Source organism: Luteimonas sp. AC640a, from assembly GCF_979256585.1.
In genome coordinates, this window is the sequence record NZ_CEEDOV010000022.1 from 160,311 (window position 1) to 174,457 (window position 14,147).

General features: G+C 68.1%; 12 protein-coding genes and 1 other RNA gene. 8 read left to right on the plus strand and 5 right to left on the minus strand.

Features of this window, described 5'->3' with window-relative positions:
* Positions 1-278: 278 nt before the first annotated feature.
* Genes ACZ9YD_RS16660 through ACZ9YD_RS16670 form a run of 3 tightly spaced genes read right to left on the minus strand, consistent with a single transcriptional unit; the run spans position 279 to position 3,906 of the window.
* Complete coding sequence (locus ACZ9YD_RS16660) at positions 279-1,289, minus strand: glycoside hydrolase family 43 protein (protein WP_465076437.1); 1,011 nt, start codon at positions 1,287-1,289, stop codon at positions 279-281.
* 59 nt (positions 1,290-1,348) lie between these two features.
* The gene (locus tag ACZ9YD_RS16665; RefSeq protein WP_465076390.1) at positions 1,349-2,956 is read right to left on the minus strand and encodes a carboxylesterase/lipase family protein; all 1,608 of its coding nucleotides are present in this window, start codon (positions 2,954-2,956) and stop codon (positions 1,349-1,351) included.
* Positions 2,953-3,906 carry an alpha/beta hydrolase gene (locus ACZ9YD_RS16670; protein WP_465076391.1) on the minus strand — a complete coding sequence of 318 codons (954 nt, stop codon included), beginning with the start codon at positions 3,904-3,906 and terminating at the stop codon, positions 2,953-2,955. Before ACZ9YD_RS16670 ends, ACZ9YD_RS16665 begins: the two co-directional genes overlap by 4 nt.
* 141 nt (positions 3,907-4,047) lie before the next feature.
* On the opposite strand from ACZ9YD_RS16670, the gene ACZ9YD_RS16675 reads away from it, so the two are divergent.
* The 4 genes from ACZ9YD_RS16675 to ACZ9YD_RS16690 are packed head-to-tail and all read left to right on the plus strand — an operon-like array spanning position 4,048 to position 7,724.
* The gene (locus ACZ9YD_RS16675; RefSeq protein ID WP_465076392.1) at positions 4,048-4,902 is read left to right on the plus strand and encodes a 2-keto-4-pentenoate hydratase; all 855 of its coding nucleotides are present in this window, start codon (positions 4,048-4,050) and stop codon (positions 4,900-4,902) included.
* The gene (locus tag ACZ9YD_RS16680; RefSeq protein WP_465076393.1) at positions 4,899-5,891 is read left to right on the plus strand and encodes a TRAP transporter substrate-binding protein; all 993 of its coding nucleotides are present in this window, start codon (positions 4,899-4,901) and stop codon (positions 5,889-5,891) included. The genes ACZ9YD_RS16675 and ACZ9YD_RS16680 overlap by 4 nt, the downstream gene beginning before the upstream one ends.
* Before the next feature lie 29 nt (positions 5,892-5,920).
* Entirely contained in the window at positions 5,921-6,439 is a 519-nt protein-coding gene (locus ACZ9YD_RS16685; RefSeq protein ID WP_465076394.1) for a TRAP transporter small permease, read from the plus strand.
* Between the two features lies 1 nt (position 6,440).
* Positions 6,441-7,724, plus strand: coding sequence for a TRAP transporter large permease (locus ACZ9YD_RS16690; RefSeq protein ID WP_465076395.1), 1,284 nt, complete (start codon positions 6,441-6,443; stop codon positions 7,722-7,724).
* Positions 7,725-8,651: 927 nt separating this feature from the next.
* Here ACZ9YD_RS16690 and ACZ9YD_RS16695 read toward each other — a convergent pair.
* Together ACZ9YD_RS16695 and ACZ9YD_RS16700 are read right to left on the minus strand one after the other, a co-directional pair.
* Entirely contained in the window at positions 8,652-9,083 is a 432-nt protein-coding gene (locus tag ACZ9YD_RS16695) for a YraN family protein (RefSeq protein WP_465076396.1), read from the minus strand.
* Positions 9,029-10,270, minus strand: a complete 1,242-nt coding sequence (locus tag ACZ9YD_RS16700) for a penicillin-binding protein activator (RefSeq protein ID WP_465076397.1) — start codon at positions 10,268-10,270, stop codon at positions 9,029-9,031. The genes ACZ9YD_RS16695 and ACZ9YD_RS16700 overlap by 55 nt, the downstream gene beginning before the upstream one ends.
* A gap of 56 nt (positions 10,271-10,326) precedes the next feature.
* Between ACZ9YD_RS16700 and rsmI the strand changes: the two genes are divergently transcribed.
* From rsmI to ACZ9YD_RS16720, 4 genes are all read left to right on the plus strand, one after another.
* Complete coding sequence (gene rsmI, locus ACZ9YD_RS16705; RefSeq protein WP_465076398.1) at positions 10,327-11,172, plus strand: 16S rRNA (cytidine(1402)-2'-O)-methyltransferase; 846 nt, start codon at positions 10,327-10,329, stop codon at positions 11,170-11,172.
* 58 nt (positions 11,173-11,230) lie between these two features.
* A complete protein-coding gene (gene chrA / locus ACZ9YD_RS16710; protein WP_465076438.1) occupies positions 11,231-12,379 on the plus strand; it encodes a chromate efflux transporter in 1,149 nt (382 codons plus the stop codon).
* Between the two features lie 116 nt (positions 12,380-12,495).
* Positions 12,496-12,858, plus strand: an RNA gene (gene rnpB / locus ACZ9YD_RS16715) — RNase P RNA component class A.
* 830 nt (positions 12,859-13,688) lie between these two features.
* Positions 13,689-14,138, plus strand: a complete 450-nt coding sequence (locus ACZ9YD_RS16720; protein WP_465076399.1) for a division/cell wall cluster transcriptional repressor MraZ — start codon at positions 13,689-13,691, stop codon at positions 14,136-14,138.
* Positions 14,139-14,147 lie beyond the last annotated feature (9 nt).

Below are 14,147 nucleotides of genomic sequence, written 5' to 3' on the forward strand. Positions count from 1 at the left end.
GGCGACTGGCTCCCGCGATTCGCTTCAGGCTTTGGTAGGAGCGCGCTCACGCGCGCGCGCGATGGGGCGTTGTCCGGACGACCCCGTTCGCGCGCCCAGTGCGCTCCTATACGCGGACTAGTCGGTCATGCGGAGCTCGCGCGATACACGCGGCATCGAGATCGGTGGCGGGCATCGCAGCCGTTGCCAGGCTGTGGCAGGCGCGCGCGCGACGGGAATTGGGACGACCCCGTTCGCGCGCCAGCGCGCTCCTGCAGGCGAGCGAAGATATTCCGGATTCAGCGCACGAACGGCTCGATCGTGCGGATGCTGCCGTCGGCTTCGTGGACCAGCTCGGCAACCTTCGCGCTGCGCAGGTGGGTGCGGTTCGACAGTTCGGTGTCGTGATAGAAAAGCTGCCAGCGGCCATCGACCTCGATGATCGAGTGATGTGTGGTCCAGCCCTGCACTGGCGCGAGCACGACGCCGCGGTAGGTAAACGGACCGTAGGGCGAATCGCCGGTCGCGTAGGCGATGGTGTGGGTGTCGCCGGTCGAATAGGTGAAGTAGTAGCGACCGGCGTACGTGTGCAGCCACGCCGCCTCGAAGAAACGCCGGTCGAGATCGCCGCCACGCAGCGGCGCGCCGGTGTCGTCGACCAGTTGCACGTCGCGCGGCGTCTCGGCGAAGGACAGCAGATCGTCGGACAGTCGCGCCACGCGTGGCATCAGCGCCGGTGCATCGGGCTGCTGCAGGTCGGTCGTGCCCACGGACGCGTCGTAGGTGCCGGAGGCCCAACGCTGCAGCTGGCCGCCGTGGATGCCGCCGAAGTAGAGGTAGCGCGTGCCGTCGTCATCGGCGAAGACCGCAGGATCGATGCTGTAGCTGCCGGGAATCGGCGCGGGCTGCGCGGTGAACGGTCCTTCCGGTCGATCGCCCACGGCGACGCCGATGCGGAAAATGCCGTCCGCGTCCTTTGCCGGAAAATAGAGGTAGTAGCGCCCGTCGCGTTCGGTCGCGTCCGGCGCCCACAGCTGCATCGACGCCCACGGCACGTCTTCGAGCCGCAATCCCGGCGTATGCACAGTGACCGGTGCGCCGATGCCCGCCATCGACAGCACGCGGTAATCACGCATCACGAACGCGTTGCCCGGCTCGCCGTCGCGCGGAGGCTCATCGACATCATGCGAGCCATACACGTAAATGCGCCCGTCGAAGACATGCGCCGATGGGTCGGCAATGAAGGGCGCGCGCACGAGGGGTGCGTGGCGGAATGCAGGCGACGACGCGTTCGGATCCACGGCGGGCATCGTCGCGCACCCTGCGAGCAGGGTGGCCGCGACAATCGCGGGGACGGCATTGCGTCGGGTCATTGCGTACCTCGTTGCACGAATGGCGCCTGCTGGTAGAGGCGACGCTCACCGCCGCGGGGGTCATCCTCGAGGCGTGGCGCGGCATCGAACACCATCGTTTCGCGTGCCGGCATCGAGTACGGCGTCCACGCGGGTATCCCAGCATGATTGGGATCGCCACTGCGCGCAAAGGCCAGCAATGCGCCGCGCATCGTCGCCGCGACCGCGCGTGCGTCGTTGCCGTCGCCGGTCTTGGCGCCGGGGACGCCGGTGTTGCCGAACACCAGCGGAATGTCGAGAGTGTGGAACGCGCGCAGGCGTGCGCCTGCGTCGGTGCGCGGATACCAGTCGAGCTGGTAGGCCCAGGTGTTGTGCCCCTGCTGGGCGCGCATTTCGAGCTCCTCCACCGCGCCACGCCACGAGCGCCCGGCAGTGGTCGCGGCGAAAAAGACCTCAGACGGCGTGTAGCCCGGATATAGGCGTCGGTACTCGGCAACGACGACCGCCGGGTCCAGATCGACGAACTGCTGCGTGCGCAGCTTCGCGGGCAACGCATCCCATGTCAGCGTGAAATTGTCCGGGTCGTTGCCGAGAAACGCGCGTGTCTCGTCGCGCGTGTTGCCGATCACCATCGGGATGCCAGCCGACTGCGGCGGTGCGTCGGGCCAGAACGGATGGCGCGGCAGATTCACGGTGTCGACGACAGGCCCCAGATACAGCGCGCTGTCTTCGACGCGCGACGGATCGCGCGCGCGCTGGGCATCGAGCAGCGCCTGCATCGGCAGCGTGCGCAGCCGCTCGAGGTCGCCGGGCGCAATGCCGAGCGCATCGAGAAAGATCTGCGCGCGCTGCGTGGCTGCGCGCGGCCCGGCGGCGGTGACCTGCTGGCCACTCATCGTCCAGGCGCGATGGAACAGCCCGCGCGCGGCCGGCATCGCCATCAGCGTCGCGATTTTCGCGCCACCGCCGGACTGGCCGAATACGGTGACGTTGCCGGCATCGCCGCCGAACTCGGACGCATGCATGCGCACCCATTCCAGCGCCTGCACCAGATCCACCTGGCCGACGTTGCCCGCGTGCGCGAATGAAGCGTCGCCGAGATCGCGCAGATGCAGATACCCGAACGCGTTGAGCCGATGGTTCACGGTGATCACTACGACATCGCCGCTGCGGCACAGCGCGCCGCCGTCATAGAGCGGATCGCTGCCCGAGCCGGCATTGAACGCGCCGCCGTGGATGTAGACCAGCACCGGGCGCTTCGCGCCATCGCGCAGCGCGGGCGTCCAGACGTTGAGACGCAGGCAGTCCTCGCTGCCGGGGCCGTCGCTGCCGCGCTGCGGCGCGGACGGGCCGTACTCGAAGGCATCGCGCACGCCGCGCCAGGGGGTTTCCCGCAGCGCCGGCAGCCAGCGTCGCCTCGCGGTATCGGCGCCGTAGGGCACGCCGCGGAACACATGCACACCGCGCTCGACGTTGCCGCCGATTCTGCCGCCGCGCACGCGCGCGACGGTGGTGCGGGACGAGGTCTCGGCGGCGAATGCGCCAGGCAATGCGGTCAGAGCTGCGACGCCGGCACTGACGCGCAACCAGTGGCGGCGGCCGGGATCGGTGGGGATGTCCGTCATGGGGGTGCGGTCTGTTCCTGGATCCAGTCGAGGGCGAGTTGCGGCCAGCGGGCGAGGGCGCCCGTCGCGCCACGCGTGCCGAAGCCGTGTCCGCCGTGCGGAAACACGTGCAGCGAGGCCGGCACGCCGGCGCGCAAGGCGGCGGCATGCATCGCCAATGCATTGCCGACCGGCACGACGTCGTCGTCCTGCGCGTGCAGCAGGAACAACGGCGGCGTGTGGCCGTCGACATGCTGGTCGGGCGAGTAACGCTCGAGTGCGATCTCCTGCGATAGCACGCTCGCAGTCAGCACGCGTGTGCGCGAGCCGGCATGCGCCAGCGGCGTGTGCATCGAGATCACCGGGTATACAAGCAACGCGAAATCAGGGCGCAGCGAGTGTGCATCCGCCGCATCGACGGCGGTGTAGACCGCGTCGAGTGTCGTCGCCAGTCGCGCCGCGACGTGGCCGCCAGCGGAAAAGCCCATGACGCCCACGCGTGCCGGATCGATGCCGAATTCCGATGCGCGCGCGCGGATCAGGCGCATCGCGCGTTGCGCGTCTGCCAGTGGCGCGTCGGCGCCCTCGACATGCGCGCGGTCCGGCAGGCGATAGCGCAGCACGAACAGGGTGATGCCGGCCGCGTCGACGAAGGCCGGCACCAGCGCGGTGCCTTCCTTGTCGAGCACGATGCGCGCGTAGCCGCCGCCGGGCGTCACCAGCAGGGCGGTGCCGTTCGGGCGCGCGGGTGCGTAGACGGCGAGATAAGGCGCGCGTACATCTTCGATGATGCGGTCGGGCACCGCGGGATCATCGCTGCGCTCGGTGATGCGGCCTGCCGGCGCGTCGTCTGCGCTGTCCCACAGGACGATGTTCGGCACCGCATCGTCGCGTGCAGGTGCAGCATGGGCGGCTGCACCCAGTACGAGCAGAAAACTGCACAAAAGCGCCGTAAACCCGCGTTCCCGCATCGCAACCGCTCCCTCTTCCAACCGCGTCTTCGTATTTTTGCCGCAGTGCACATTGAAGATGACACCGGTTTACCATACAAGACACCCCCAGGCACCGCGATCTGCGGTGCAGCAAACGGACACAGGCCAGGAGCAACCCGCTTGAACAACGTCTCCGCGCATCCGTCGACGTCGAATCCGACGCCGAGCGACGCCACCCGCGGCATCGTCGACGCCTTTCTCGACGCGCGCCGGACCGGGCAGTCGCTGCCCGGCTTCCCCGGCGACATCCCTGAGGACCTCGTTGCCGCATACGCCGTACAGGACGCTGCGATTGCGCAGTGGCCTGAAACGCTGGTCGGCTGGAAGGTCGGCTACATCGCGCCGGAAAAGCGCGATGCCTCCGGCGACGAGCGTCTGCTGGGACCTGTGTTCCGCAACCGTCTGCAGCAGGCTGCAGAGGCCACCGAATTCCACGTCTTCGCAGGCGGCTTCGGTGCGATCGAGGCCGAATTTGTGCTGCGGCTCGACGCTGATGCACCGGTGGACAAGATCGACTGGACGCCGGACGAGGCCGCCACAGTGCCGGCGACACTGTTCATCGGCCTGGAGGTCGCCAGCAGCCCGCTGGCCACGATCAACCAGCTCGGCCCGCGCGTCGTGGTGTCGGACTTCGGCAACAACAACGGACTCGTGGTCGGCGGCGAAATCACCGACTGGACGACACTCGACGAGACCACGCTGACCGCCGAGAGCTGGATCGACGATACGCGCGTCGGCACCGGCGGCGCGACCACGTTGCCCGGCGGTCTGCGCGCGGCATTTGCGTTCGCCCTGTCGCGCTCGGCGCGTCGCGGGCGTCCACTGAAAGCCGGCGAGCTGATCGCGACCGGCAATGCCACCGGCATCCACGACATCCTGCCGGGCCAGCGCGCCCGCGTGGTGTTCGCAGGTTACGGCGAACTGGCGCTGACGGCGCGCGCCGCGACGCCGCAAGCGGAGGAGGGCAAGGCATGACGACGCGGCGCGCATTTCTCGCCGGACTCGGTGCGGCCTGTGCGGCGCCCTTGCTGCCGTCCGTGTTGCGTGCCGACGAGGCGAGCGTGGTGCTGACCGCCACCGATGTCCACGTCGCCAACTACCCCACCGTCGAGGCGGTCAAGTGGATCGGCGAGACGATGGCGCGCGAGACGGGTGGACGCGTGCGCCTGCGGCAGTACCACTCCGGCCAGCTCGGCCGCGAGGCAGAGGCGATCGACATGGCGCGCTACGGCGCGATCGACATGACCCGCGTCTATGCCGGCGCACTGAACAATGCATTCCCGTTGACCACGGCGCTGTGTCTGCCGTACGCGTTCGACTCGGTCGCCCACATGCGGCATGCGCTCGATAGCGGCGTGGCGCAGAGCGTGCTCGACGGATTCGCTACGCGCGATCTCGTCGGCCTGGCGGTTTACGACAGCGGCGCGCGCTGCTTCTACAACACGCGCCATCCGATCGTGACGCCCAAGGACCTGCACGGTCTGAAGCTGCGCGTCGCCTCCTCCGACATGTTCATCGACCTGGTGCGTCTGCTGGGCGCGAATCCGACGCCGATGTCGCTGGGCGACACGTTCTCCGGAATGGAGACGCACATGATCGACGGCGCCGAGAACAACATGCGCAGCTTCCATTCCAGCCGCCATTTCGAAGCCGCGCATTACTGGTCGCAGAGTGAGCATTCGTATGCGCCGGACATCCTGCTGATCTCGCGCCGGTCGCTGGACGCCTTGCGTCCGGGCGATCGCGATCTCCTGATCGATACCGCGCGGGCGTCGGTGCCGGTGATGCGCCATTTGTGGGACGCATCCGAAGGCGCGGCCCGCCAGTCGGTTGCCGACTACGGCATCGAGTTCAACGATGTCGACATGGACGCCTTCCGCGCCGCGGCGCAACCGATCCGCGACCGCTACCTGCAGCAGCCGGACCTGCAGGCTCTCTACCGTCGCATTCGCGACCTCGCCTGATTCGACAGAATCCGACACGGGAATCCACGATGTCCGAAGACACGACCCTCGCGCCCGAAGACGCGCCGAAACGCGCGCTCGATCGCCTGGCCGACGCCGTCATCGCCATTGCCGCCACCGCCCTGTTCGGGCTGGTGATCGTGCAGGGCTGGCAGGTGTTCGCTCGCTATGTGATCAATGATTCACCGAGCTGGACCGAGCCGGTGACCCTGCTGCTGCTGGCGACCGCCATGAGCCTCGGGGCCGCAGCCGGTGTGCACACCAGGCGGCACTTCGGGTTCTTTCTGCTGCAGGAACACATGCGGCCGACGATCCGCAAGCTGGTGGATTTGCTGATCCCGCTGGTGATCATCGCGATCGGCGCGGTCATCGCGTACTGGGGCGCAGTGCTGTTGTTCGACGGCATGCATATCAAGGCGGCCGGGGCGGCCATGCCGCAGAGCATCAATTATCTGCCGTTGTCGCTCGGGGGTGCGCTGATGGTGGTGTTCGCACTCGATCAATTCATGGGCGTGCTGCGCACCGCGCCGTCCGGGGAGACGCACTGATATGGCCATCGCGCTTCTGTTTATTGTGTTCGCAGTCCTGCTGATGCTCGGCGTGCCGGTGGCGTTCGCGCTCGCCGCCGCCGCGCTGGCAACGTTGCTGTATCTCGATCTGCCATCGATCGTGCTGGTACAGCAGGTGTCGGCCGGTATCGGCACCGCCTCGCTGATCGCGATTCCGCTCTTCATCTTCGCCGGCGAGATCATGATGCGCGGCGGCATTTCCGAGCGACTCATCTCGCTGGCGTCGTCGCTGGTCGGGCGCATGCGCGGCGGCCTGGGCCAGGTGTCTATCCTGTCGTCGCTGTTCTTCGGTGGTGTGTCGGGCTCGGCGATCGCGGACGTCTCCGCGGTCGGTGGCACGATGATTCCGCAGATGGTCAAGCGCGGCTACGACCGCGACTTCGCGGTCAACGTCAGCATCACCGCGGCGCTGGTCGCGCTACTGGTGCCGCCCTCGCACAACCTGATCCTGTATACCGCGGCGGCCGGTGGCGGCCTGTCGATCGCCGACCTGTTCGCGGCCGGCATCATGCCCGCGCTGCTGATGACGGCGGCGCTGATGGTGACCGGGTATCTGGTCGCGCGGCAGCGTGGTTACGGCGTGGAGATCTTTCCGGGCTGGCGCGCAGTGCTGGTGCGGCTGGTGTCGGCACTGCCCGGTCTCGGCCTGGTCGCGCTGATCTTCGTCGGCATCCGCATGGGCATTTTCACCGCGGTCGAAAGCGCGGCGGTGGCCGTGGTCTACGCGCTGCTGGTGACGATCGTGCTCTACCGCCAGCTCAAGCTGCGCGAGTTCAGGGAGACGATCGTCCACGCGGCGCGCAGCACGGGCGTGATCCTGTTCGTCATCGCCACCGCGTCGGTGTTCGGCTGGCTGCTGGCGTATCTGCAGGTCCCGTCTGCCGCCGTGGACTTCCTGCAGTCGTTCGCACACAGCAAACTCGCCGTGTTGCTGATGATCATCATCGTGCTGCTGTTGCTCGGCACATTCATGGATCTCGCGCCACTGATCCTGATCTGCACACCGATCTTCCTGCCGGTCGCACGCGCCTACGGCATCGATCCGATCCACTTTGGCCTGGTGCTGGTCCTCGCCGGCGGCCTGGGTCTGGTGACGCCGCCGGTGGGCTCGGTGCTGTTCATCGGTACCGCCATCGGCAAGATCACCGTCGTCGAGAGCATGCGCACGATCTGGCCGTTCTGGCTGGCGGGCTTTGCCGTGTTGCTGCTCGTGGCGTTGTTCCCGGGGATGTCGCTGTGGTTGCCGGGGGTGTTGCGCGCCTGATTGGCGGGTGACGATGGATTGATGAAACGGCCCCGCTTGCGGGGCCGTTTCTGTTGTGGGGTCAGCCTTGCGCTTGTTTGTGTCGTCGCCTGCGCCGTCCGTCCCTAGCGAATCTCGGCCTCGGTCCACCGCCGTCATTCCCGCGAAAGCGGGAATCCATTTTGATCTTGCTGCTGTTATGGTTTGCTTCGGTTTTGGCTTTTGCTTTTTGCTCTTTGCTATCAATCGAGCCGTAAAGCGAGCCGAGCACCGGAGCCTGGGGTGGCCGAAGAGCAGCCCATGTCTGAGCGCAGCGAGTTTGGGCTGCGTGCCACGTCAGGCGAGGCGCGGAGGGAACCGACGCGGCTTCATCGCGTCGGCTCGCGTCCGGCGAAGGGGGTTTTTGGTTCCCTTTTTGGCCCGTCAAAAAGGAACTCGCACGCGTAGCGGGCGAAAGCTCTGTACTTGCTGTTCGCTTCAAGCCTTTGGCTCTGGCTTGGCTTGAATCGTTGGATTCGATCTTTTCAGACGACCTCGCCCTAGGGCGAAGATCAAGTACAGGGCTTCCGCGCTGTCGCGCGGCTTACTTTTGTCTTGGCAAAAGTAAGCAAAACCGTCTTCGCCGGACGCGATCCGCCGCGATACAGCCGCGGCGGTCCCCTGCGCTTCTCGGACGACGGGGCACATTGGGACCTTCACGGTTCCGCAGCCCAAACTCGCTGCGCTCAGACATGGGCTGCTCTTCGACCCCGCCGCCCTGCGATGCTCGGCTCGCTTTACGGCTCGATTCAGATCAAAAGCTAAAGCCAAAGCCAAAGCCGAAGCCGAAGCCGAAGCCGAAGCCGAAGCCGAAGCAACAGCGAGGCCAGGGCCGGGCACCCGCCAACGCAAGTCCACGACGGCACGAACAATCGAACACCAAGCAGAGGCGCGAACTGTCAGGACGGATCAATCATCCGCGCGAAACGCATCCTCGATCCACCGCAGCGTCGGCGCTTCCGCATCGCCGCTCGCTTCCACCACATCGAAGCGACATGGCAGATCGCGCAGACCGCGCTCGCGGAGCAGGAACTGCTGCGCGGCCAGCACCAGTCGACGGCGTTTGCCGGCATCGATAGAAGCAGCGCCGCCGCCGAACGCCGCGGTGCGTCGGTGACGCACTTCGACGAACACGACGACGCGCGAAACGCCGCGCGCATCGAGCATCACCAGATCCAGTTCGCCGCCGCGGAAACCGACGTTGGCCGCAATCGGGCGCAGGCCAGCGGCCTGCAGGTGCGCGGCCGCTGCCCGCTCGACGGCAGCGCCATCGCGCCGCCGGTCGTTCAACCGCCGGCGTCCGCCTGCGGCACCACGTAGCCGTTGCGCCACGTCGCCCATGCGGGCTGGCGCATGACGTTGCCGTCGCCGGCGATGCGCAACATGCCGGTCGCGCCGCCGATGGCGGCATCGGGCGTGCGGGCGAGATGCTCGAGATAGCCGCTCAGCAGCCAGGCGTCGAAGCCGAACGCGAACAGGCGCGCAGCGCCACCACGTGCGGTCGGCAGGTCTTGCGACACGGTGCTGAGGGGGGGCAGCGAACGCGCGCTGGCGCCGGTCGACCAGCTTTCGGTCGGGAACACGATGCCGTCGAGGATCTGGTCCTCCTCCGCCTTGCCGGTGCCCTGCGCCAGCAGCGAGCTGCCGACGCGGGGACGCGTGGCCAGCCCCGCGACCGACAGCTGCGGCGCCAGCACACGCGCCTGGTTGCCGCGGATCGCGAGATACACCGCATCGACACCGGCGCCACTGGCCAGCGCGTTCTGCAGCGCAGGCGTCTGGTCGACCGGGGTGTCGCCAATGATCGCGAGTGTCGCCACGACGCTGCCGCCGTTCTGGGCCAGACGCGCGGTCAGCGCATCGACACTGCGCCGCGCGGCGTCTTCACCGTTGCTGAGCACCAGCACGTTGCGCGCGTTGCGCTTGAGCAGGTACTGCGCGGCGGCGTCGCCCTCGTCTTCGGGCGCCAGCGAGAACGCGGCCGCGTTGTCCGGTGCCTGCACGGAGCCGCGGTTGAGCGCGATCACCGGCACTTGCGCAGGGCTGTGGAACAGCGCGTCGACTTCCTCGCGGCCGAGCGGGCCGACGACCTGGTCAGCGCCTTCGGCGATCGCGCGGCTGTACGCGTTCGCAGTGCCGGCCGCGGTGCCGGCGGTGTCATAGAACGCGAGTTCGGGGCGCTCACGGCGCTCGCCGTAATAGCCGGCCAACAGGCCGTCGCGCACCGGCGCAGCGGCGGTCGCGAGTGCACCACTCATCGGCAGCAGCACGGCGAGCTTGCGTGGCGGGCGGTAGCCGTCGCGTTCGGCGGCGGGGCGGGTGTCGTCGAAGGTCCAGCGACCCGGCGCCGCCGGGGCTTCCGACGGGGCCGCGACCGGGCCGGCGCTGCCGGTGGTCTGCACGGTCGCGCAGCTGGCGAGCACCGCGGCCAGCGCGGCGCCGGTGAGCAGGCGCAGAGCGCGGGGCGGCGCACCGACGGCGCGCGGCGTGCGCGTGCGGGCGTTCGAAGGCTGGGCCGTTGCTGCCATGTCGCGGTTCCGCTGCGGGATAATGGGCGCATTCTAGCGTTCCCGGTGTGCAGACGATGAGCGACCCTTCCCGCGCCCCCGGCGTCCTGCACGTCGTGGCGACCCCGATCGGCAATCTGGGCGACCTGTCGCCGCGCGCGCAGGCAGTGCTGCGCAGTGTCGACGCGATCTGCGCCGAGGACACCCGGCACACGCGCCAGCTGCTCTGCCATTTCGGCATCGAGCGCCCGCTGATCGCGCTGCACGAGCACAACGAGGACGGTCTGGCCGCGCGCCTGGTCGAGCGCTTGCAAGCCGGCGAATCGCTGGCGCTGGTCAGCGATGCCGGCACGCCGCTGGTCAGCGATCCCGGTTTCCGGCTGGTGCGTGCGGCACGCGAAGCGGGTCTGCGCGTCTCGCCGGTGCCGGGGCCGAGCGCGCTGATCGCCGCCTTGAGCGTCGCCGGCCTGCCGAGCGACCGGTTCGTGTTCGAGGGCTTCCTGCCGGCCAAGGCCGGGGCGCGCCGCGAACGCCTGCAGACGCTCGCCTCCGAGCCGCGCACGGTGCTGTTCTACGAGTCCTCGCACCGCATCGAAGAGATGCTGGCCGATGCAGTCCAGGCCTTTGGCGGCGCGCGTCCGGCGGTGGTCGCGCGCGAGCTCACCAAGCTCTTCGAAACCGTGCTCGACGGCCCGCTGGAAGCACTCGCCGCGCGCGTCGCAGGCGAGGCCGATCAGCGCAAGGGCGAGTTCGTCGTGCTGATCGAAGGCGCAGGCGACGACGTCGATGCACGGCTGGCCGAAGGCCGCCGCGTCTACGCCCTGCTGAGCCGCGAGATGAAGCCGTCGCTGGCTGCCAAGCTCGCCGCCGACATCACCGGGGCGCCGCGCAAGTCGCTCTACGGCGCGCCGTCCGACCCGTGACCGCGCGCGCCGGCCCGGCCGGGCCGGGCATCACGCCCGCCCGCATCTTCGGGGTGTCCTGCGACTGGGTCTGACCTCGTTCGGCGGTCCCGTGGCGCATCTGGCGTTCTTCCGCGACGAGTTCGTCGTTCGCCGGCGCTGGCTGGACGAGGCGGATTACGCGGAGCTCGTCGCGTTGTGCCAGTGCCTGCCGGGTCCCGCCAGCAGCCAGGTCGGCATGGCGCTGGGCCTGCGTTGGGCGGGGCTGCGGGGCGCCCTCGCGGCGTGGTGCGGCTTCACCCTGCCGTCGGCGCTGCTGATGATCGGGTTCGCGCTGGGCCTGTTGCATTCGGACAACGGATTGCCGGCGGGCATGGTGCACGGTCTGAAACTGGTGGCGGTCGCCGTGGTCGCGCAGGCCGTGTGGACGATGGCGCAGGTGTTCTGCCGTCGGTCTGCCGCCATGGTGGTGGCGCTGTCCGCGGCGACCGCACTGGTGCTTTGGCCCTTTGCCGGCATGCAACTGCTGGTGATCGCCGTGGGCGCGGTGCTGGGCGCCGGATGGTGGCGCATCGATGACCGCGTGCCGACTGGGAACGCACCGGTCTCCGGGTCGCGATGGCCGGCGCGGTTCGCGCTGTCGCTGTTCGCGGTCCTGCTACTGGGTCTGCCGCTGCTGGCCCACACGCTGCCGACCTCCAGTGCCGCTACGTTCGCAGCCTTCTATCGCGCCGGGGCCTGGGTGTTCGGCGGCGGCCATGTGGTGCTGCCGCTACTCGAGGCCACTGTGGTGGCGCCGGGTTGGATGACCGAGACCTCGTTCCTCGCCGGTTATGGGGCCGCGCAGGCGCTGCCGGGGCCGCTGTTCGCGTTCGCCGGCTTCCTCGGTGCAGGCATGCAGGCGGGGCCAGGCGGTTGGGCGGGTGGGTTGCTGGCGCTGGTGGCGATCTTCCTGCCCGGACTGCTGCTGGTCGTGGGCGTGCAGCCGGCCTGGCAACGGGTCCGTCGATGGCGGCACATGCGTGCCGCGCTGGCGGGCGTCAATGCCGCGGTGGTCGGACTGCTGCTGGCCGCGCTTTACGATCCGCTGTGGACCAGCGCGGTGGCGGGCTGGAACGACGTGGCGCTGGTGTGTGTCGCGCTGCTGGCGCTGGTCGGGCTGCGCATGCCTGTCTGGCTGCTGGTGCCGGCCATGGCGCTGTGCGGGTGGGCACTGGGCGCGATCTGAGGGTCTGCCCGCGCGGGTCTTCGCGGCGCAATGATCGTGCTGCCGCACGACGACGCGTCGTGCCGGGCTGATTTTGACGGCTGCGGTGGGTCGTCCCGTGCGAGAATGCACGCGGCGGAGTCGGCCAGACAGTCGCGTCACCACGGGTGCTCGCATCCGGCGGTGCCGAGGAAAGTCCGGGCTCCACAGGGCAAGGTGCCAGGTAACGCCTGGGCGGCGCGAGCCGACGGAAAGTGCAACAGAAAGATACCGCCCAAGACTGCTTCGGCAGGACGGCAAGGGTGAAATGGTGCGGTAAGAGCGCACCGCGAGTCTGGTAACAGACCGGCACGGCAAACCCCACCTGGAGCAAGACCAAATAGGGACCTCATGACGTTGCCCGCGTCGGGTCCGGGTAGGTTGCTCGAGCGTACCGGTGACGGTGCGCCTAGAGGAATGACTGTCCACGACAAAACCCGGCTTATCGGCCGGCTCCGCCACCTAGATCACGAAAGCCTCCGAAGGATTGGAGGCGGTGTCGACAGCGCTGATCTCGACGCCGATCCCGCACGGCGCCGTCGCCCGTCTTCCGCCAGGACGACGTGCCCGCCTGGGGGCAGGGGAACTGGAGGAGGGCCGGGCGCTCTACCGACCCCGTCCAAGGTCTGCGGCGAGACCTCAACGAACCAAGCGTCACCGCGCCGAGAGGCGGTTCTCCGTGGAATCGAGCGCGAGGTGTCAGGTGCCGCGCTGCTCCTTTCCTTCAGAAACACCGCGCCCTGGTGCGGACGAGCGCGCGCATGGAGTTCCGCCCGTAGAAACCGGGCCCGCATCCCGTGCGCTGCGCGTTTCGATCTCTCCCGGAGGGCCGGGTTGGTTGCCGCGGCACCGGTGCTGCGATCGATTGGCGGGCGTTGGCCTCGCTCAAGGTAAAGCCGGGTCTCGCGGCCGCAGTTCGAGGGTGCACGCGTCCGGAATCGACTCGAACAACCTGTCACCCGCGCAAGCCGGTTCAGAACCGCCGCCGAGCGAGGCGAATGCTGCATTGCGACAAGCAGATTTCGTGAAGCTCACGTGAGGGTTCCGTTCATCCCCGAAATCGCTCAAATCTCAAAATTTGAGACGAAACAGAAGCTTGTGGATAAAGCTTGAACAAGTCTCTGAAGAGTGCTGCAAGTCATTGACCAGACAGGTGAAAAGCTCTCCACAAAGCTGTTGACAACCCAAATGACGGGTCCTAAGGTGGCGACTCGTGGGGAAACCGGGAATTTCGTGGTTTTCCGAACGCCAAAGCCCGCTTCAGACGGGCACTCAACGGGCAGGAACGGACGTGTTGCAGGGCGAGACCGCCATCACCATCGATGAAAAGGGCCGACTGGCGATTCCAACCGCCTATCGGGACTTCGTCGCGCGTGAATGTGACAACCGTCTGGTCCTGACCTACAACCCGTTCGATGCGGGCGGGCTGTACCTCTACCCGTTCAAGGCCTGGGAAACGCTGCGCGACCAGGTCAATGCGCTGCCGCGCACCCTGGCCCGCAACCGCACCCTGCAGCTCAAGCTGGTCGGCGCCGCCACCGTGCTCGAGCCCGACGCCAGTGGCCGCATCGGCATTCCGTCCAGTCAGCGCAACACGGTCGGTATCGACCGCCGCGCGGTGCTGGTGGGCATGGGTGACAAGTTCGAACTCTGGAGCGAGCAGGCGCATCAAGCGCAGATCCGCCAGACCCTGACCGACGAGGACATGTCCGGCGACGATCTCGAAGGGTTGCCGTTGTGACCGCCGGTG